Raw genomic sequence first — 19297 nt, 5'->3', positions numbered from 1 at the left:
CCATGCCGCACATCCTGATTGTCGAAGACGAAGCGGCGATAGCCGACACGCTGATCTTTGCCCTGCAAGGCGAAGGCTTCACCACCACCTGGCTGACGCTCGGCCAGGCGGCGCTGGAGCATCAGCGCCAGACCCCGGCCGATCTGATCATTCTCGACATCGGCCTGCCGGACATCACCGGCTTTGAAACCTGCAAGCAATTGCGCCGCTTCAGTGAAGTGCCGGTGATGTTCCTCAGCGCACGGGATGCGGAGATCGACCGGGTGGTAGGGCTGGAGATCGGTGCCGACGATTATGTGGTCAAGCCTTTCAGCCCGCGGGAAGTGGCGGCGAGGGTCAGGGCGATTCTCAAGCGGGTCGGCCCGGGTGTGGCGCCAACCCTGTTCCAAGTGGATCTGGAACGCATGCAGATTCTTTATCGCGGCCAACCCTTGAGCCTCACGCGGCATGAGTTCCGCCTGCTGCAAAGCCTGCTGGAACAACCCGAGCGTGTGCTCAGTCGCGAGCAACTGCTGGACGCGGTGGGCGTACCCTTTGATGCCGGTTACGAGCGCAATATCGACAGCCATATCAAAAGCCTGCGCAGCAAGCTTCGGAGTGTGGCGGCGGACGCCGAGCCGATCCAGACCCATCGTGGCCTTGGCTATAGCTACAGCCCGAGCCACAGCTGATGCGCCTGGGGCTGCGGATTTTCCTGGTGTATGCGCTGTTTATCGGCCTGACCGGCTACTTCGTGCTCAACACCGTGATGAAGGAAATCCGCCCCGGCGTGCGCCAGTCCACCGAAGAAACCCTGGTGGACACCGCCAACCTGTTGGCCGAGATCCTGCGCGAGGACGTGAAGAACGGCACCCTCGGCCAGAGTCATTGGCCAGCGCTGCTCAAGGCCTATGGCAACCGTCAACCGGGTGCGGTGATCTGGGGGTTGCCGAAAAACCAGGTCAACCATCGCATCTACGTGACCGACGCCAAGGGCAGGGTATTGCTCGACTCCAGCGGTGAAGCGGTGGGCCAGGACTATTCGAAATGGAACGACGTGTACCTGACCCTGCGTGGCGAATACGGTGCGCGCTCCACCCGCAGTGACGCGGACGACGCCACCTCATCGGTGATGCACGTGGGGGCGCCGATTCGCGATAACGGCCAGATCATCGGTGTGGTCACGGTGGCCAAGCCCAACAGTTCGTTGCAACCCTACGTGGATCGCACTGAGCGGCGCCTGCTGTGGTACGGCGCTGGGCTGGTCACCCTGGGGCTGCTGCTGGGCGCGCTATTGTCCTGGTGGCTGACGGCGGCCCTCAGACGCCTTACCGCCTATGCCGAAGCCGTGAGCGAGGGCCGCCGCGCCGAGTTGCCGCATTATCGCGGCGGCGAGCTCAAGCAGTTATCCACCGCCGTGGAACACATGCGCACGCAGCTGGAAGGCAAGGCTTACGTAGAGCGCTACGTGCACACCCTGACCCATGAATTGAAAAGCCCGTTGGCGGCGATTCGCGGCGCGGCGGAGCTGTTGCAGGGCGATATGAACCGCGAGCAGCAGCAGCGGTTTGTCGGCAATATCGACAGCGAAAGCGCGCGCCTGCAACAGTTGATCGAACGCCTGTTGAACCTGGCCCAGGTGGAGCAGCGCCAGGGTCTGGAAGAGCAGTCGAGCGTTCCTTTGGCAGCGCTGGTTGAGGATGTGCTCAAGGCTCAATGTGCACGGATCGAAGGCGCCGGCTTGCACGTCGAACAGGCCATCGCCGCTGATGTGAAGGTGTTTGGCGAACCCTTCCTGCTGCGCCAGGCCTTGGGTAACCTGCTCGACAACGCTCTGGATTTCACCCCGTCCGGCGGCACGCTGAGGTTCAGTGCCCAGGTGCGGCATCACGAGGTGCAGGTCAGCCTGTTCAACCAGGCGCAGGCGATTCCCGATTACGCCTTGCCGCGCCTGAGCGAGCGCTTCTACTCGCTGCCGCGCCCGGCCAGCGGGCGCAAAAGTACGGGCCTGGGGCTCAACTTTGTCGAAGAAGTGATGAAGCTGCACGGCGGTACCCTGCAAATCGGCAACGTACCCGGCGGCGTGCAAGCGGTGCTGCATCTCCACACAGTCTCCACATTGCCCACATAAATCCCCCATATCGGCTGGGCAGACTCTCCCCATCAAAACAGGGAGAGACCCATGAACCGCAACCTGCTTTTCAAACTGGGCGCGATTGCGCTGCTGATCCTGCTGTTGCTGATTCCATTGCTGATGATCAACGGCATCATCAGCGACCGCCAGCAACTGCGCGACGGCGTATTGATGGACATTGCCAGAAGCTCAAGCTTTGCCCAGCGCCTCACCGGGCCGGTGATGGTGGTGCCGTATCGCAAGACCGTGCGTGAGTGGAAGCTCAATGAGAAGCTCAACAAACGCTACGAAGAAACCCGTGAAGAACGCGGCCGTCTGTATTTCCTGCCGGACCGTTTTGAGCTCGACGGCAAGGTGCAAACCGAACTGCGCTCGCGGGGGATCTACCAGGCGCGGTTGTTCCATGCCGACAACCGTATCAGCGGGCGTTTCGAGTTGCCTGCGCAGTTGGGGATCACCGAAGACTTTGCAGACTACCGCTTTGAACCGGCGTTTCTGGCGGTGGGCATCAGTGATATTCGCGGCATTGAAAACGCACTGAAGCTGGAACTGGGTGAGCAGCGGCTGGAGTTCTCTCCGGGTTCCCAAGTCGATTGGCTGGGCGAGGGTGTGCATGTGACGCTGCCCGAGCAAGAGAGCAAGAAACCCGCCGTGGTGGAGTTCGCCTTCGATCTGCGCCTGCAAGGCACCGAGCAACTGCAAGTGGTGCCCGTGGGCAAGATCAGCCAGGTGTCACTGGCGTCCAACTGGCCGCACCCGAGCTTTATCGGCAACTTTCTGCCAGCTCAACGTGAGGTCACCGACGAGGGTTTCAGCGCCAATTGGCAGACGACATTCTTCTCCACCAACCTGGAACAAGCCCTGCAGAACTGCCTGGACGGGCAAGGCTGTGAAAACTTCAGCAACCGCAGCTTTGGCGTGAACTTCATCGACCCGGTAGACCAGTACCTCAAGAGCGACCGGGCGATCAAATATGCGCTGTTGTTTATCGCCCTGACCTTTGCCGGCTTCTTCCTCTTCGAGGTGCTCAAGAGTCTGGCGGTGCACCCGATCCAGTACGCCTTGGTGGGCGTCGCCCTGGCGTTCTTCTATCTGCTGTTGTTGTCGTTGTCCGAGCATCTGGGCTTTGCCCTGGCCTACCTGATATCCGCCAGCGCCTGTGTGCTGTTGATTGGCTTCTACGTGTGCCATGTGCTGCGCAGCGTTGCCCACGGCCTGGGGTTTTCGGCCGGGCTGGCAGCGTTGTATGGCTTGCTGTACGGGTTGCTCAGTGCCGAGGATTACGCGCTGTTGATGGGCTCGCTGTTGCTGTTTGGCCTGTTGGGCACCGTGATGGTGCTGACACGCAAGCTGGATTGGTATGGGGTCGGTAAACGCAAGGTGGAGCAAGGGCAATGATCGGACTGCGCGAAGACCAGCAAATGAAAGCGAAGATGGTCAACTTTCTCACCAACGCCACCTTCCACTGCAGGAGCGAGCTTGCTCGCGAAGAACGCAAGAACACCGCGTTTAACCAGACGACCCGCGTTATCGTTGACGATTTTCGCGAGCAACCGCGCTCCTACAGAGGCGGCTGAGTCTGCTGCATCGAAGGCCGCTGGCTGACCTCGGCGTACCAGGCGGCGAGCCTTGGGTTGTCGGTGCGCCATTGCAGATCCGGGTGGCGAAAGTCGATATAGCCCAGGGCACAGGCCACGCTGATGGCGGCGATGTCGAAGTGGCTGGCCAGTTCGGCAATGGCGTCCCGCTCCAGTTCGGCGAGGGCGCGGCGGATCTTGTTGCGCTGTTCATCTAGCCAGGGCGCCCAGTGTTTTTCTGGCGGGCGCATGGCGGTCTCGTAACGCACCAGCACGGCGGCATCCATGATGCCGTCAGCCATCGAGGCCAGGGTCAGGCGCCGCCAGCGGGCCGAGCCGTCTCGGGGGATCAGCGGGTTGCCGACATGCTGGTGGTCGAAGTAATCGAGGATCACCCGGCTGTCGTGCAGTACCGAACCGTCGGCCAGGCGCAGGGCCGGGATCTTGCCGGTGGGGTTGCCTTGCACCACCTCGGCGTCCGGGGTGACCGGTGTGGGCATGCAGGCGTGCAGGGCTACGCGGTCCTGTTGGCCGGTCTCGATCAGCAGCACGCGGACTTTGCGCACGAATGGCGAAGCGGAGTTGTGGAACAAGGTCATGCTGGGCGCGGACATGGGCATTCCTCTGTAGGAGCGAGCTTGCTCGCGAATAACGCCAACGATAACGCAGCTCACCGGGTTTAACGCGGTGCTCTCGGGTTTTTCGCGAGCAAGCTCGCTCCTACAGGAGTTTGTAGACGGCAATGGTCGCGGGTATGCCCAACCCGATCCAACTCAATGAATCCCACCACCCATCGCCCAGCAGCGCTGCAAATAACCCGGCGGCACTGAGCAGGCCAATCCCCAGGGGTATGGCAAACACCTTCCAGAAATTCGACTGCCGCGGCTTCATACCCTGGCCGCCTTGCGCCGTACGATCCATAAGTAAATGCCGCTCACCAGCACGATGATGGTCAACACATCCAGCACCGCCCACAGGACCTTCATCGGCATGCCGCCGTAATCACCAAAATGCAGGGGTTGGGACATGCCCATGGCGTCCATGTACCACGGCCGTTCGGCGATGGCGGTGACGGCAAGGGTGCTGGCGTCGATCAGTACCGGTGTCAGCAAATGGGAGGTCAAGTGGGTGCTGCCCTTCATGAACACAGCGTAGTGATGTTCGCTGGAAAAGCGCGTGCCGGGGAAGGCGATAAAGTCTGGCTCCATACCCGGTGCGGCCTTGGCGGCAATGCTCAACAGCTCGGTGGCGGGTGCGCGCTGGGTCAGCGGCGGGGCGTTCTTGTAGGGTTCGATCATGGCGCTGAGGCTGTCCTGGCGCCAGGCGGCGATGATCAGGTCGGCGCAGGCGCTGATCACGCCGGTAACACCCACCACCAGCGCCCAGGTCAAGGTGACCACGCCGATCAGGTTGTGCAGGTCGAGCCAGCGCAGGCGAGTGGACTTGTCCTGGCGCACGGTGGCGAACTTCAAGCGGCGCATGAACGGCAGGTACAACACCGTGCCCGAGATAATCGCCAGCACAAACAGAATGCCCATGAACGCCAGCAACAACTTGCCCGCCAGCCCGGCAAACATATCCACATGCAGGCGCAGCAGGAACAGGGTGAAGCCCCCATTGGCAGACGGCATTTCGACGGTTTCGCCAGTGCGGGCATCGAGCATGAAGGTGTGCGACGAGTTCGGCTCCGTGCCGGCGGTGGCCGCCATGATCGCGATCACGCCGTTGTTGTCGTCTTCGTCCCAGGCCAGGTACTGCATGGCCTCGCCGGGGCGATGGGCCTGGGCTTTGGCTACAAGCTGCTCGAGGTTGAGCCGGGGCGTATCGGCAGGCATCTGTGCCAGTTCGGGCTCATTGCCCAGCAGGTGGTCGATCTCGTGGTGAAACACCAACGGCAGGCCGGTGAGAGCGAGCAGTAGCAGGAATACGGTGCAGATCAGGCTGGTCCAGGTGTGGATGAAGGACCAGCGGCGGATGGTTTTGCTTTTCATTGTCTAGCCTTCAGATGCACCAAAGCCGCCCTGTTGGGCGGCCTGGTGGTTAGCTCAGCTGATTACCACTGGTAGGTGGCGCTGGCGACTACGCTGCGTTGGTCGCCGAAGTAGCAATAGGAGCCATCACAGGTGGAAATGTAGTCCTTGTTGAACAGGTTGGTCGCGTTCACTTTTACCGAGGCGCCCTTGAGGCTGTTGTCCAGGCGGCCGAGGTCGTAGTGCACCGCGCCGTCGAAGACGGTGTAGGCGTTGGCCTTGCCGGCCCAGGTATTGGCCTGGTCGCCGTAGGTGTTGCCGGTGTAGCGGGCGCCGAAGCCGATACCGAAACCGTCGAGCGCGCCGGTGTGCCAGGTGTAGTCGGTCCACAAGGACGCTTGTTGGTTAGGCATCAGTTGCAGGCGGTTGCCTTTGAACTCGCCTTTTTGCACTTCGGATTTGGCCAACGTGTAGGCGGCGATCACTTTGAGGTTTTCGGTCACGTCAGATACGGCTTCCAGCTCCAGGCCTTTGACTTTCACTTCGCCGGTCTGGTCGGTGACAGACACACCACCGGACTGGAAGCTGCTGACCAGAACGTTCTTCTGGGTCAGGTCATACAGCGCGGCACTGAGTAGCGTGTTCGAACCCGGCGGTTGGTACTTGATCCCCAATTCCCACTGCTCGCCTTCGGTGGGTTTATAGGACTCTGTAGGAGAGGCACTGGCGTTGCTCGCCGGCTGGAAAGATTCGGCGTAGGAGATATACGGTACGAAGCCCGAGTCGAACACATAGCTCAGTGCCGCGTTCCCGCTGAAATTCTTGCTGCGGTCAGTATTGGTCGCGTCGCTTTTGTTGAAGTACGTGGTGCCCTGGTGCACCCAGTCTTCACGGCCCCCCAGGGTCAGGCGCCAGTTATCAAGAGCCATCTGGTCCTGGACGTAGAGACCGGTCTGGACGGTTTTCTGATTGTAGTCGTAGAAAGCGCCGGAGCGTGCGGGGCGTTCAACTGGCGTGGTGTTGACCGGGTTGAAGATGTTGACTCGTCCGGCCTGCCCGTAAATCGACAGGTACGAGGTATCGGTACGCTGGTGGTCAAGCCCGAGTAGAAGGGTGTGGGTGACGTCGCCGGTGGAGAAGTCGGCCTGAAAGTTGTTATCTACCGCCAATTGTCCGATGTTCTCGTCCACGTTGGTCGAAGAACGGTCCATATTGCCTTCGGCGTCGACCGGTGCCCAGCCAAAGGCGCCCACGGTCAATTGTTGGAACGACAATTCTGATTTGGTGTAACGCAGATTCTGTTTGAACTGCCAGGTATCGTTGAAGCGGTGCTCGAATGCGTAGCCGAGTGCGTAATAGGTACGGTCGTAGAACTCGTAGTCTGGATCGCCCAGGTTTTTATGATGCGAAACGTCACCCAGTGGCGACTTGATCTTGGTGCCGACTATCGGCAGGAATTGGCTGGTCGCCCCGGTATCGTCACGGGTGAACTGTGACAGCAAGGTCAGCTTGGTATCGGTGTCGATATTCCAGGTCAAGCTCGGTGCGATGTTGTAGCGCTTGTTGTCGATGTGATCGACCTGGGTACCGGCATCGCGCACGACACCGCCAACGCTGTAGAGAAACTGGCCCTCATCATCGATCTTGCCAGTGCTTTCGAAATTGATCTGGCGGTGGTTGTCACTGCCGTATTGCACCTGGATAGCACTGCTCTGTTCGGCGCTGGGACGGCGGCTGACCATGTCCAGCAAGCCACCAGGTGGAGTTTGACCATAAACCGATGAAGCCGGGCCGCGCAGCAGGGCGAGGCGATCGAGGTTCCAGGTTTCGGCTTTTGGGTTGGCGTACACGCCACGGGGCAGTGGCAGGCCGTCGAGGAATTGGGTGGGTTCAAAGCCGCGCACACGCATCCAGTCGTAACGGGTGTCGCTGCCGTAGCTGGCGGACACAATGCCGGGCATGTACTTGACCGCATCGTCGAGGTTCTGCACGTTACGGTCCTGCATCTGCTCGCGGGTGGCAACCGAGATCGAGCGTGGTGCCTCAACCAGCGCGGTATCGGTTTTGGTGCCGGCGGCGGTGCGCTTTGCTACATATCCTTCCACCGGCCCCCAAGCGCTTTCATAGCTGCCTTGGCCGGTGATGTTGGTGGTCGGCAAGGCAACGACGCCCTCCGGAACCGGCATCAGGGTGTAAGTGCCCGCACTGCTTTGTTCCAACTGCAACCCCGTTCCCCGCAAGGCCTCACGCAACGCGCCCTGCGCATCGAACTGGCCTTTGACCGGCGCCGAGGTCTTGCCGGCGGCGAGTGCGGGGTTGAGGGTCAGCGCCAGGCCGGCCTGGCTGGCGATCTGGTTCAGTGTGCTGGCCAGGGGCGCAGCCGGCAGGTTGTAGGCGCGCACGCTGGACGCTTGTTCTGCGGCATACAGCGTGGTGCTGGCGAGCGGGGCGCTGAGGGCGATCGCCACGGCTAACAGGCTGGGGCGCAACAAGGTGTCTAGCGTGCGGGACATACGGGCGGCTCCTGAATGGAAATATTTCTCAATTGCCTAGGTGCCGAGCGAGAATCGAAAAGTGATAGGGCCAAGTGAAAAAATTTTACTGAGGTGTGCTTGAGGGCCTCATCGCAGCATAGGTATCTACACAACTTCGGCACGACGCTATTGCTCCCTTGAGGATTAGACAGCCGACGCCTATCTACCTGACACACCACGATCAAACTGTGGGAGCGGGCTTGCTCGCGAAGGCGGCCTGACAGCCGACACAGTTATACCGAGTACATATCCATTTCTGCGGTAACGGCCACTTAGGGTTCCGCCCTGACGGCGGCTCACTTTTGAAAAGAGCCCAAAAGTAAGCAAAAGGCTCTTGCCCCACCACTCGGCACCTCGCTTAGGCTCGGTGTGCCCGTAATCCGACAGCGATTTGGGGGGCCGCCGCCACGCGCCATCCATGGCGCGGGGCGGCTAAACCGGCATCCCTGCCGGTTTACCCCCCAAATCCCTGTCGAATTCCGGCCAGCGTGGTTTAACGGGGCGCCTAAGATCAAAAGCAGATCAAGATCAAGAGCGACTCGCTTCGCATCGTGGTTACCGTCGGCAGCTACAGGCTACAAAGTTGTGTAGATACCTATGCTCATCGCAGGCAAGCCAGCTCCCACAGTTGATGGTGTTCGCAGTTCAAAATGTGGGAGCTGGCTTGCCTGCGATAGCAATCGCCCAGGCACTGCAGGACCTAAGGCTTACCCTTGACGGTCACCCACCACGGCGTGTGCTGCGCGATCTGCACCGGCAAGGTCGGCAACAGCGCATTCAATGCCAACGTGGTGTCGTGCAGCGGGAAACTGCCGGTGATGCGCAGGTCGGCCACGGACTTATCCACACCCAGGTAGCCGGTGCGATAGCGCGCCAATTCCTCGATCACATCCCCCAGCCGGGCGTTGTCGACCACCAGCATGCCGCGGGTCCAGGCATCGGTTGCCGGGGTGACGGCCAGCAGCGGGCCAAGGCCGTCGCTGCGCATCAGCACCTGCTGGCCCGCCTTGAACACCTGTTCCTGGTGCAACGCCTCGGGCTGGGCGGCCACGGCTGACTGCAACACACTCAGGCGCGTGGCATCGTCTTCGCGTTTGACGATAAACCGAGTGCCCAGCGCCCGCAGGCTGCCGTCGCGGGTTTGCACGTAGAACGGGCGCGAATCGTCGTGGCCGGTCTCGACGAGAATTTCGCCTGCCTGCAACACGATCAAGCGGCGTGTTTCGTCGAAGCGCACATCAATGGCGCTGTGGGTGTTGAGGTTTATTCGCGTGCCGTCCGCCAGCTTCAGCGTGCGCTGCTCACCGGTAGCAGTGCGCTGGTCGGCCAGCCAATAGTGGATAGGTACGTAACGCTCACCGGCAAACAGCGCCAGGCCGCACACCAGCACGATACTGGCCAGGCCCCGGCCCAGTTTGCGCACGCGCTGGCGAATGCCGTGGCGCGACTGCAGCAGCGCCGCCCGGGCCGGGCCCGAGGCCACGCTGAAACGCTGGTCGAGCATGCCCAACTGGCGCCAGGCGCGCGCATGTTCCTCATCGCTGGCCAGCCACTTGCTGAACTCTTCCCGTTCCACCGCGCTGCTGTCGCCCGAGTCGAGGGACAGTTGCCAGGCAATCGCGGCATCCAGCACGCGCGACGACACCGGTTTGGAGCCGATGGCGGTCACGACGGCTCGCCATACAGTGCGATGTAGCACTGGCGAATGCCCTGGGCCAGGTATTGGCGCACGCGGGGCACTGACACGCCCAGGCGCTGGGCGATTTCAGCGTGGCCCAGGCCGTCGAGGCGGTTATAGAGGAACGCGGCGCGGGCCTTGCTCGACAGTTTGCCGAGCAGGCGGTCGATGGCCTTGAGGTCTTCGAGGATCAGTTGCTGGGCTTCCGGCGAAGGCTGCTCGCTTTCCGGGATCAGCATCAATTCGGTGAGGTAGGCCTGCTCCAAAGCTGCACGACGGAAGTAGTCGAACAGCAAACCCTTGGCGATGGCCACCAGGAACGCCCGCGGTTCGCGGGGCTCGCGCAACTCATCACGGCCCAGCAGGCGCATGAAGGTGTCCTGGCTCAGGTCTTCGGCACGACTCGGGCACGCCACATTGCGTCGCAGCCAAGCCAACAGCCAGCCACGGTGGTCGCGATATAACGCACCAACAAGCTCACTGCGTGGGGTCTGGACCGACGACAAGGCATCACCGAATAAACAAGAGGTTTAAACTAACGAGAATTATTCGCGATTGTCGCAGAGGCGTGGGGTGGGCGCAATTGGCGTCTGTCGGGAGATGAGATTAAAACGATGGCGCCTGTTTGCGCCGTTTCCATTGGGCCAAACGCGCTTGCAGCGCCTGGGGCGTGTCGATCTGTTGCTGCCGCGCACGGCTGAACAGGATCAGCATCAGCTCCGCCGTCGCCAATGCATCGGCGCTGGCGTGATGGCGTTCGCCGGCCTGTAGCCTGAAGTGGTTGAGCCAATCATCCAGGCCGGCCTCGCGGATATGCGCCTCTGGGCACAACAACGGGGCCAGGTCAGCCACATCCAGGAATGGATGGGCCAGGCGATACCCCAGGCTGTCCTTGAGCGCCCGGCACAGCATGTGTTGATCAAACGGGGCATGAAAAGCCAGCAGAGGGCTGTCGCCCACGAACGCCATGAAATCCAGCAACGCTTCGGCCGGGTCGCTGCCGGCGGCGATTGCACTGGGCCCCAGCCCGTGGATCAGCACACTGGGGCTGAGCTTGGTGTCGGTGCGTTGCAGCGTGCGTTCGAACAGCTGGGAAAAATCCACCGCACCGTCTTCGATGACCACGGCGCCGATCGACAGCACCTGGTCGCGGTGAAGGTTCAGGCCGCTGGTTTCCAGGTCCACCACCACCCAGCGCTGGCTGCGCATTGGGCCGTTGCCCAGCTCGGCGGGCTTGGGTAACTGCTCCAGGCGCTGCTGTTGCGCAGCGTTGAGCCCAGGCTTTTTGGCGCGCAGCCAGCCAAACAAACTCACAGCTGATACCGCAAGCTCAGGCTGCTTTGCAGGCGTTGGGCCTGGCGCAGGGACTCACGCAGGATGCGCCTGTCCAGGTGGTTGAGGCTGTCGGGGTCGACGCGGTTGGAATAGGGCAGGTTCTCGCGGGTCTGCAATTGATGCTGCTGCATGCGGGTCTGCTGGATAAAGTGGTAGGCCTCTTCATAGGCGGCGCCATCCAGGGGCTCGATCACGGCCTTGTCCACCAATTGGCGCAGGCGTTCCAGGGTGTTGTTGGCGTGGATGCCATGGGCCAGGGCCAACAGGCGCGCGCCGTCTACAAAGGGCGTGAGGCCCTGCACCTTGAGGTCGAGGGTGGCTTTTTCGCCATTTTTGCGGGTCAGCACGAACTCGCGGAAACGCCCCACCGGCGGGCGGCGCAGCAGTGCGTTCTCGGCCAACATACGTTGGAACAAGCGGTTATCCGCCACCTGATCGAGAATGCCCTGGCGCAGTTGTTCGCAACCGCGCTCGTCGCCCCACACCACGCGCAAGTCAAAATAGATGCTTGAGCCCAGCAGGTTTTCTGGCGTCGCCTCACGAATGAACGCGCCGAAGCGCCGCGCCCACTCCACGCGGGACAAGCACAGCTCGGGGTTGCCGGCCATGATATTGCCCTTGCACAGGCTGAAGCCGCACAGCGCCAGGCTTTGGTTGATGTGCTGCGCCAGAGGCAGCAAGCGGCCACGAAAGTCGGCGGCTTCGACGGCGTCCTTGGCCTCGAACAGGATGCCGTTGTCCTGGTCGGTGTACAGCGTTTGTTCGCGGCGGCCTTCGCTGCCAAAACACAGCCAACTGAAAGGCACGCCGGGGTCGCCTTTTTCCGCGAGGGTCAGCTCGATCACCCGGCACACGGTGTGGTCGTTGAGCAGCGTGATGATGTGGGTGATCTGGGTGGACGACGCGCCATGGGCGAGCATGCGCTCCACCAACTGGCCGATTTCACCGCGAATCGCCACCAGGTTTTCCACCCGGGGAGCGTTGCGGATGGTGCGGGCCAGGTGCACCAGGTCCACGCGCTGCAAGGAGAACAAGTCACGCTCGGAGACCACGCCACACAGGCGCTGGTCTTGCACCAGGCACACATGGGCGATATGCCGCTCGGTCATGGCGATAGCTGCGTCGAATGCGCTGTGCTCCGGGCTCAAGTAAAACGGTGCCTGGGTCATGTGCCCGGCAATGCTCTGGCTGAAGTCGCTGGTGCCATCGGCGACCACCTGGCGCAGATCGCGCAGGGTGAAGATGCCCAGGGGCGCCTTGTGTTCGTTGACGATCACAATGCTGCCGACCTGCTGTTCGTGCATCAAGGTCACCGCTTCGCGCAACGGCGTGTGCGGGCTGCAGGTGACCGGGTGGCGCATGGCCAATTCACCCAGGCGGGTATTCAAGGAGTATTGGGTGCCGAGGGTTTCCACGGCTTTTTGCTGTACCTGCTGGTTGACCTGGTCGAGCAGGCTGCTGACCCCGCGCAAGGCGAAATCACGAAACGGGCTGGACAGCGCGAACAGCTTGATAAAGGCCGGCTTGTTCAGTTGCAGGCAAAAGGTGTCTTCAGCGGCTTTGTGTTCTGTGCGGGTCGCGCGTTCACCCAGCAAGGCGGCGAGGGGGAAGCATTCGCCGGTGGCGATTTCAAAGGTGGTGTCCGCCGAGTCTGGGCGCTCGCCCACGACCCGCCCCTGTTTGACGATATAAAAATGCTCGACCGGGCCACCCGACGGTTTGAGGATGCTGTCGCCAGGGCCGTAGAAACGCAGCTGGCACTGTTCCACCAGGAAGGCCAGGTGCGCCTGTTCCATCTGGTTGAACGGCGGGAAGCGTTGCAGGAATTGCAGGGTGCCGTGGATGTTCTGCAACACCGCGGTTTTACCCGCCTGTGCGAATGCATCAGCTTTACTCATAACAGTGACCGCAGTGTTTTTGTCGTTATCGTGCTGCATGGTCGACTCCTGCGCGGTGGGTGCCCATTGGACGTAAGTCTAGGTCGAGGAATACCGCGCAAAACTAGGGAAAAACCTTACATGACAATCGTCCAAAACCCGTAGAACGCCCACTAGGCAAACTTTCCGACGAAGTGCACATTGATCGCCCTTCCGCAGATGTCTGACGAGTGTGCTGGGAGATTGATGAGAACTGCTGAGAAACGTATGTCCGACCACGATATTTTGAGTGATGCCGAGCGCGAGGCGCTGAGCGCCGTGATGCTGGAGCCCGACTTACCCCCCCAACGCGTATTGATCGTGGACGACGACAAGGACGCGCGTGAACTGTTGGCGGAAATCCTTGGGCTCGACGGTATTCGCTGCATGACAGCCGAAAGTGGCGAGGCAGCGTGGGAGTTGTTGAAGACGCACAGTTCCATCGGTTTGTTGATCACCGACCTGCGCATGGCGCCCAGCAATGGCCTGGAATTGATCCGCCAGGTGCGTGAGTCCACCCGTGCGGCGTTGCCGATCATCATCATGTCGGGGGACGCGGAAGCGCCGGATGTGATTGATGCGATGCATTTGAGCGTGGTGGATTTCTTGCTCAAGCCGATTGATAGCGTGAAGTTGGCGAAGTTGGTGAAGCGGGAGTTGGGGATGGTTGCCTGATTCTTGTGGTGAGTGTGATGGCCTCTTCGCGAGCAAGCCCGCTCCCACATTCGACCGCATTCTTACCCGACTGAATGCAGTCGAATGTGGGAGCGGGCTTGCTCGCGAAGGCGTCAGTACATTCGACCTAAGAACTAAAAAGCCCCGATCTTTCGATCAGGGCTTTTTTCATTTACAGGCCGTTCTTGGCCTTGAACTCCCGACGCCTGCGATGCAATACCGGCTCGGTATAGCCATTAGGCTGCTTGGTCCCTTCAATCACCAACTCCACCGCTGCCTGGAACGCGATGTTGCTGTCGAAATCCGGAGCCAGTGGGCGGTACAACGCATCCCCGGCATTCTGACGGTCTACCACCGGCGCCATGCGCTTGAGGCTTTCCATCACTTGGGCTTCGTTGACGATGCCGTGGCGCAGCCAGTTGGCGATGTGCTGGCTGGAAATACGCAGGGTGGCGCGGTCTTCCATCAGGCCGACATCGTTGATGTCCGGCACTTTGGAGCAGCCCACACCCTGGTCGATCCAGCGCACCACATAGCCAAGGATGCCCTGGGCGTTGTTGTCCAGTTCGTTGCGGATCTCTTCTTCGGACCAATCGGTATTGCTGGCCAAAGGAATGGTGAGAATATCGTCCACCGAAGCGCGCTCGCGCTTGGCCAGTTCGGCCTGGCGGGCAAACACATCGACCTTGTGGTAGTGCAACGCATGCAAGGCCGCGGCGGTTGGCGAAGGTACCCAGGCGGTGTTGGCGCCGGCCAGTGGGTGAGCGATTTTCTGTTCGAGCATCGCCGCCATCAGGTCGGGCATGGCCCACATGCCCTTACCGATCTGTGCACGACCTTGCAGGCCAGTGCTCAGGCCGATATCGACGTTCCAGTTCTCATAGGCGCCGATCCATTTTTCTGCCTTCATGGCCGCCTTGCGCACCATCGCGCCGGCTTCCATGGAGGTGTGGATTTCATCGCCGGTGCGGTCGAGGAAACCGGTGTTGATAAACACCACACGCTCGCTGGCCGCCTTGATGCAGGCCTTGAGGTTGACCGTGGTGCGGCGCTCCTCGTCCATGATCCCGACCTTGAGGGTGTTGCGCGCCAGGTTCAGCACCTCTTCGATGCGACCGAACAGTTCGTTGGTGAACGCGGCTTCTTCCGGGCCGTGCATCTTCGGTTTCACGATGTACACAGAACCGGTGCGGCTGTTCTTGCGGGTGTTGTTGCCGTTGAGGCTGTGGATCGCCGCCAGGCTGGTGATCAGGCCGTCGAGGATGCCTTCGGGCACTTCGTTGCCGTCTTTATCGAGGATCGCATCGATGGTCATCAAGTGGCCAACGTTGCGCACGAACAACAGCGAACGGCCGTGCAGGGTCACGTCGCTGCCATCCACGCCGGTGTAGACGCGGTCAGGGTTCATGGTGCGGGTGAAGGTCTGGCCACCCTTGGCCACTTCTTCGGCCAGGTCGCCCTTCATCAGGCCGAGCCAGTTGCGGTAGATCACCACTTTGTCGTCGGCGTCCACAGCGGCCACGGAGTCTTCGCAGTCCATGATGGTGGTCAGCGCGGCTTCCATCAGCACGTCTTTGACGCCGGCAGCGTCGGTCTGGCCGACTGGGGTGCTGGCGTCGATCTGGATTTCGAAGTGCAGGCCATTGTGCTTGAGCAAGATTGCAATCGGCTCGGCCGCAGGGCCCTGGAAACCGATCAACTGGGCATCGTCACGCAGGCCGCTGTTGCTGCCGCCTTTGAGGCTGACGATCAGCTTGCCATCGACGATCTTGTAGCCGGTGGAATCGACGTGGCTGCCGGCGCTGAGCGGTGCGGCTTCGTCGAGGAAGGCGCGGGCGAAGGCAATGACCTTGTCGCCACGTACTTTGTTGTAGCCCTTGCCCTTCTCGGCGCCGTTGGCTTCGCTGATGGCGTCGGTGCCATACAGCGCGTCGTACAGCGAGCCCCAGCGCGCATTCGAGGCATTGAGGGCGAAACGGGCATTCATCACCGGCACGACCAGCTGTGGGCCGGCCATGCGTGCGATCTCGTCATCGACGTTTTGGGTCGAGGCCTGGAAGTCTGCGGCTTCTGGCAGCAGGTAGCCGATGTCTTGCAGGAAGGCTTTGTAGGCCACCAGGTCATGGGCCTGGCCTGCGTGGGTCTGGTGCCAGGTATCGATCCGCGCCTGGAAGTCGTCGCGTTTGGCGAGTAGGGCTTTGTTCTTCGGGGCCAGGTCATGGATGACCTTGTCGGCACCGGCCCAGAACTGGTCGGCAGTGATGCCGGTACCGGGAATGGCTTCGTTGTTCACGAAGTCGAACAGGACTTTGGCGACCTGCAGGCCACCGACTTGAACGTGTTCAGTCATTGCTTGCCTCACTCTGCGGAGCTTATGCGCTTTTTCAGATTTTCATTATGTAGTGCACGGTTGGGCATACTACATGATGACTTGCGGTTGTGAAAATTAGACTAAATACGTCGTTTAGCGACCCACTTTGGTCGTACGGTCACAGCGGAGAACCGGATGTTCTCAAAAAACTATTAGATTGTTCCAGATAAATATCAAAATGGTACACGATTTGTCTTCCAGCGACCGCGCGTCCACTTTGTAGGAGCGAGCTTGCTCGCGAAAAACCTGAGAGCACCGCAAGTGTCAGTTTTTTCGCGTTATCGTTGACGACCTTCGCGAGCAAGCTCGCTCCTACAGGAATAGCACCGAGGTATTTCGCCATGGACCATCTTGTACTCACTATTATCGCCGCCGACAAACCCGGCCTGGTTGAACGCATCGCGCAGAACATTGCCAGCCATGGTGGTAACTGGCTGGAAAGCCGCATGGCGCACATGGCCGGGCAGTTTGCCGGGATTCTGCGGGTCAGTGTGCCGAGCGAGCAGCGCCAGGCATTGGTGGGATCGTTGGAGGATTTATCCACCCACGGCATTCGCGTGTTGGTGGGTGAGGGCAGCAGCGGCCAGGCATCGGCGTCCAAGCCTATCCTGATGACCCTGGTGGGCAATGATCGCTCGGGCATCGTGCGCGAGATCACCGCGCTGTTGAGCCAGCAGGGTGTCAACCTGGAACGCCTGAGCACCGATGTGCGCCCGGCGCCCATGAGTGGTGATCCGCTGTTCAACGCCGAGGCGTTGTTGCAAGTGCCGGCCACGCTGTCGTTGGAAACCTTGCAAGAGGCTTTGGAAACCTTGGCCGATGACTTGATGGTGGAGTTACGTCAGGAGGAGTAACGATCCACAGGGTTATGCATCGAAATCTTGCATGGGCCTGTGGATAACCTGTAGAGACCCGACGCCAGGCCACGCCCGCCGGGCATCTGCGCAAGTTGAGCAAAAAACGAGCAGTTTCAAGGGCTTGTGCACAAATGGCGGGGATCAGGTTGTGGATAACCTTGGGGTGGAACGCTGCAAGCCACGAATGCTGTGGCTTGCAGAGGTTTGTACGTTATTTGATCAGCGTTTGCGCACGGTCATCCAGGCATCCAGGCTGTACACCACCAGCCCGGCCCAGATAAAGGCGAAGGCGATCAACGTGCTCGGCGCCAGGTGTTCACCGAACAACAGCACGGCTTCGAGCAACACCAGCGTCGGCGCCACGTACTGCAAAAAGCCCAGGGCGGTGTAGGGCAAATGCCGTGCAGCGGCGTTGAAGCACACCAGGGGAATCAGCGTCACCGGGCCTGCGGCCACCAGCCACCAGGCCTCGGAGGTGCTCCAGAACGCCAGTTGCGCGCTGTGGGCGGTCGGGTTGAACAGCAACCAGGCGATGGCAATGGGTACCAGCATCCAGGTTTCCACCACCAGCCCTGGCAGCGCCTTGACCGGCGCCTGCTTGCGGATCAAACCGTAGAAACCGAACGTCAGCGCCAGCGCCAGCGACACCCACGGCAGGCTACCAACCTGCCACACCTGCTGCGCCACACCCGCCGCAGCCAACCCGACAGCCACCCATTGCAAACGGCGCAGGCGCTCGCCGAGGATCAGCATGCCCAGCAGCACATTTACCAGCGGGTTGATGTAGTAACCCAGGCTCGCTTCGAGCATGCGCCCGGTGTTTACCGACCACACATAGGTCAGCCAGTTAGCGGCGATCAACGAACCACTGAGGGCCAGGATCGCCAGGCGCTGGGGGTTGTCGCGCAGCTCGCGAAACCAGCCGGGGTGTTTCCACACCATCAGCAACAGCCCACCGAACAGTGCCGACCACAACACACGGTGCACGATGATCTCGGCGGCAGGCACGCTGGCGATGGCTTTGAAGTAGAGCGGGAACAGACCCCAGATGACATAGGCGCTCAGGCCCAGGATGTACCCCTTGCGAGGGTTGGCGGCTTGCATTGCAGAATCCTTGCTTAGGCAGCTAACAAAGCGCAATTGTAAGGATATTTGTCAGACAATGGGCGCCGCTTTTTGTAGGAGCGCGCTTGCTCGCGAAGATCGTCAACGATAATGCGGCAGGCCTGTCACCCAATGGCGCTCTCGGGTTTTTCGCGAGCAAGCTCGCTCCTACAGGAGAGCGTCGTGTTGCTCAGAAGAGCTTCAGCGGTTCTTCATTGAGCGCCGACAGTTGTTCGCGCAATGCCAGCACCTGATCACCCCAATACCGCTCGCTGCCAAACCACGGAAAGCTATGGGGGAATGCGGGGTCGTCCCAGCGTCGCGCCAGCCAGGCACTGTAGTGCATCAGGCGCAGGGCGCGCAGCGGTTCGATCAGCGCCAGTTCGCGCGGGTCGAAGTCGTGGAATTCCTGGTAGCCATCCATCAGCTCCGAGAGCTGGCCCAGGCATTCCTGGCGGTCGCCAGCCAGCATCATCCACAGGTCTTGCACCGCCGGGCCCATGCGGCAGTCATCCAGGTCGACGATATGGAACATTTCGTCGCGGCACATCATGTTGCCGGGGTGGCAGTCACCGTGCATGCGGATGTTCTTGTGCGGCGTGGCCTTGTAAACCTCTTCCACACGCTTGAGCAGGTCGCGGGCTACGGACTCATAGGCCGGCAACAGGCTTTTGGGAATGAAGTTGCCTTCAAGCAGGGTGGTAAGGGAGTCGTGACCGAAATTCTTCACCCCCAGGGCTTCGCGGTGTTCGAACGGGCGGGTGGAGCCCACCGCGTGCAAACGACCGAGCAGTTGCCCAAGCCGATAAAGCTGATCGAGGTTGCCAGGCTCCGGCGCGCGGCCGCCACGGCGGGGGAACAGGGTGAAGCGGAAACCTGCGTGTTCGAACAGGCTCTCGCCGTTGTGGACCAACGGGGCGACCACCGGTACATCGCACTCGGCCAGTTCGAAGGTGAAGCGGTGTTCTTCCAGGATCGCCTCGTTGGTCCAGCGCTGGGGGCGATAGAACTTGGCGATCAGTGGTTCGGCGTCTTCAATGCCCACTTGGTACACGCGGTTTTCGTAGCTGTTGAGCGCCAGAACTCGCGCGTCGCTGAGGAAACCGATGCTTTCGACGGCGTCGAGCACCAGGTCTGGGGTGAGTGTTTCAAACGGGTGGGCCATGC

At 61.0% G+C, this 19297-nt stretch carries 18 protein-coding genes and 1 pseudogene; 7 read left to right on the top strand and 12 right to left on the bottom strand.

The annotated features are described in order from the left end of the window. The first annotated feature begins 2 nt into the window (after nt 1–2). From creB to N2A98_RS27195, 4 genes are read left to right on the top strand one after another with little or no spacing between them, the layout of a single operon-like run. Nucleotides 3–671 (top strand): two-component system response regulator CreB, encoded by a 669-nt coding sequence (gene creB / locus N2A98_RS24585; protein ID WP_078803961.1) that lies wholly within the window; start codon nt 3–5, stop codon nt 669–671. Further along, the gene (gene creC, locus N2A98_RS24580) at nt 671–2110 is read left to right on the top strand and encodes a two-component system sensor histidine kinase CreC (protein ID WP_275622755.1); all 1440 of its coding nucleotides are present in this window, start codon (nt 671–673) and stop codon (nt 2108–2110) included. Before creB ends, creC begins: the two co-directional genes overlap by 1 nt. 51 nt (nt 2111–2161) lie before the next feature. Continuing rightward, a complete protein-coding gene (gene creD, locus N2A98_RS24575; RefSeq protein ID WP_044271781.1) occupies nt 2162–3511 on the top strand; it encodes a cell envelope integrity protein CreD in 1350 nt (449 codons plus the stop codon). After that, nucleotides 3508–3690, top strand: a complete 183-nt coding sequence (locus N2A98_RS27195; protein WP_044271779.1) for a hypothetical protein — start codon at nt 3508–3510, stop codon at nt 3688–3690. The genes creD and N2A98_RS27195 overlap by 4 nt, the downstream gene beginning before the upstream one ends. Here N2A98_RS27195 and N2A98_RS24565 read toward each other — a convergent pair. From N2A98_RS24565 to N2A98_RS24530, 8 genes are all read right to left on the bottom strand, one after another. Then, entirely contained in the window at nt 3675–4304 is a 630-nt protein-coding gene (locus tag N2A98_RS24565; RefSeq protein ID WP_275622754.1) for a glutathione S-transferase family protein, read from the bottom strand. The two genes, N2A98_RS27195 and N2A98_RS24565, sit on opposite strands and share 16 nt — an antisense overlap. Nucleotides 4305–4410: 106 nt before the next feature. Then, nucleotides 4411–4581, bottom strand: coding sequence for a hypothetical protein (locus N2A98_RS24560; protein ID WP_177345144.1), 171 nt, complete (start codon nt 4579–4581; stop codon nt 4411–4413). Then, complete coding sequence (locus N2A98_RS24555) at nt 4578–5681, bottom strand: PepSY-associated TM helix domain-containing protein (RefSeq protein ID WP_047711941.1); 1104 nt, start codon at nt 5679–5681, stop codon at nt 4578–4580. Before N2A98_RS24555 ends, N2A98_RS24560 begins: the two co-directional genes overlap by 4 nt. A gap of 62 nt (nt 5682–5743) precedes the next feature. Next, the gene (locus N2A98_RS24550; RefSeq protein ID WP_275622753.1) at nt 5744–8173 is read right to left on the bottom strand and encodes a TonB-dependent siderophore receptor; all 2430 of its coding nucleotides are present in this window, start codon (nt 8171–8173) and stop codon (nt 5744–5746) included. 721 nt (nt 8174–8894) lie between these two features. Beyond that, nucleotides 8895–9863, bottom strand: coding sequence for a FecR family protein (locus N2A98_RS24545; RefSeq protein WP_275622752.1), 969 nt, complete (start codon nt 9861–9863; stop codon nt 8895–8897). Continuing rightward, nucleotides 9860–10378 (bottom strand): RNA polymerase sigma factor, encoded by a 519-nt coding sequence (locus N2A98_RS24540; RefSeq protein ID WP_003194824.1) that lies wholly within the window; start codon nt 10376–10378, stop codon nt 9860–9862. Before N2A98_RS24540 ends, N2A98_RS24545 begins: the two co-directional genes overlap by 4 nt. A 100-nt stretch (nt 10379–10478) precedes the next feature. After that, nucleotides 10479–11186 carry a 3'-5' exonuclease gene (locus N2A98_RS24535; protein ID WP_044271768.1) on the bottom strand — a complete coding sequence of 236 codons (708 nt, stop codon included), beginning with the start codon at nt 11184–11186 and terminating at the stop codon, nt 10479–10481. Next, a complete protein-coding gene (locus N2A98_RS24530; RefSeq protein ID WP_044272105.1) occupies nt 11183–13105 on the bottom strand; it encodes a putative nucleotidyltransferase substrate binding domain-containing protein in 1923 nt (640 codons plus the stop codon). Before N2A98_RS24530 ends, N2A98_RS24535 begins: the two co-directional genes overlap by 4 nt. Nucleotides 13106–13351: 246 nt before the next feature. Here N2A98_RS24530 and N2A98_RS24525 point away from each other — a divergent pair, with 246 nt between their 5' ends. Beyond that, on the top strand, nt 13352–13798 hold the full coding sequence (locus N2A98_RS24525) for a response regulator (protein ID WP_044271766.1): 447 nt from the start codon (nt 13352–13354) through the stop codon (nt 13796–13798). Nucleotides 13799–13970: 172 nt separating this feature from the next. On the opposite strand, the gene N2A98_RS24520 is transcribed toward N2A98_RS24525, so the two are convergent. Then, a complete protein-coding gene (locus tag N2A98_RS24520) occupies nt 13971–16148 on the bottom strand; it encodes a malate synthase G (protein WP_275622751.1) in 2178 nt (725 codons plus the stop codon). 139 nt (nt 16149–16287) lie between these two features. Further along, nucleotides 16288–16512, bottom strand: a complete 225-nt coding sequence (locus N2A98_RS24515; protein ID WP_155717306.1) for a hypothetical protein — start codon at nt 16510–16512, stop codon at nt 16288–16290. On the opposite strand from N2A98_RS24515, the gene N2A98_RS24510 reads away from it, so the two are divergent. Next, on the top strand, nt 16511–17023 hold the full coding sequence (locus tag N2A98_RS24510) for an ACT domain-containing protein (RefSeq protein WP_044271762.1): 513 nt from the start codon (nt 16511–16513) through the stop codon (nt 17021–17023). The genes N2A98_RS24515 and N2A98_RS24510 overlap by 2 nt on opposite strands. A gap of 222 nt (nt 17024–17245) precedes the next feature. On the opposite strand, the gene rarD is transcribed toward N2A98_RS24510, so the two are convergent. Further along, the gene (rarD, locus tag N2A98_RS24505; RefSeq protein ID WP_153475052.1) at nt 17246–18130 is read right to left on the bottom strand and encodes an EamA family transporter RarD; all 885 of its coding nucleotides are present in this window, start codon (nt 18128–18130) and stop codon (nt 17246–17248) included. 86 nt (nt 18131–18216) lie between these two features. Between rarD and N2A98_RS24500 the strand changes: the two are divergent. Further along, nucleotides 18217–18303: pseudogene (locus N2A98_RS24500) on the top strand (outer membrane lipoprotein carrier protein LolA); the annotation flags it as partial. Between the two features lie 17 nt (nt 18304–18320). On the opposite strand, the gene N2A98_RS24495 reads toward N2A98_RS24500, so the two are convergent. Continuing rightward, nucleotides 18321–19295 (bottom strand): serine/threonine protein kinase, encoded by a 975-nt coding sequence (locus tag N2A98_RS24495; protein ID WP_003194811.1) that lies wholly within the window; start codon nt 19293–19295, stop codon nt 18321–18323. Nucleotides 19296–19297 lie beyond the last annotated feature (2 nt).

Origin of the sequence: Pseudomonas sp. FJ2-5-13 (assembly GCF_029201605.1) — a bacterium.
Taxonomy (GTDB): domain Bacteria; phylum Pseudomonadota; class Gammaproteobacteria; order Pseudomonadales; family Pseudomonadaceae; genus Aquipseudomonas; species Aquipseudomonas lactis.
The sequence above is the reverse complement of the archived record's forward strand: the minus strand, read 5'-3'. Positions and strand labels throughout refer to the sequence as shown.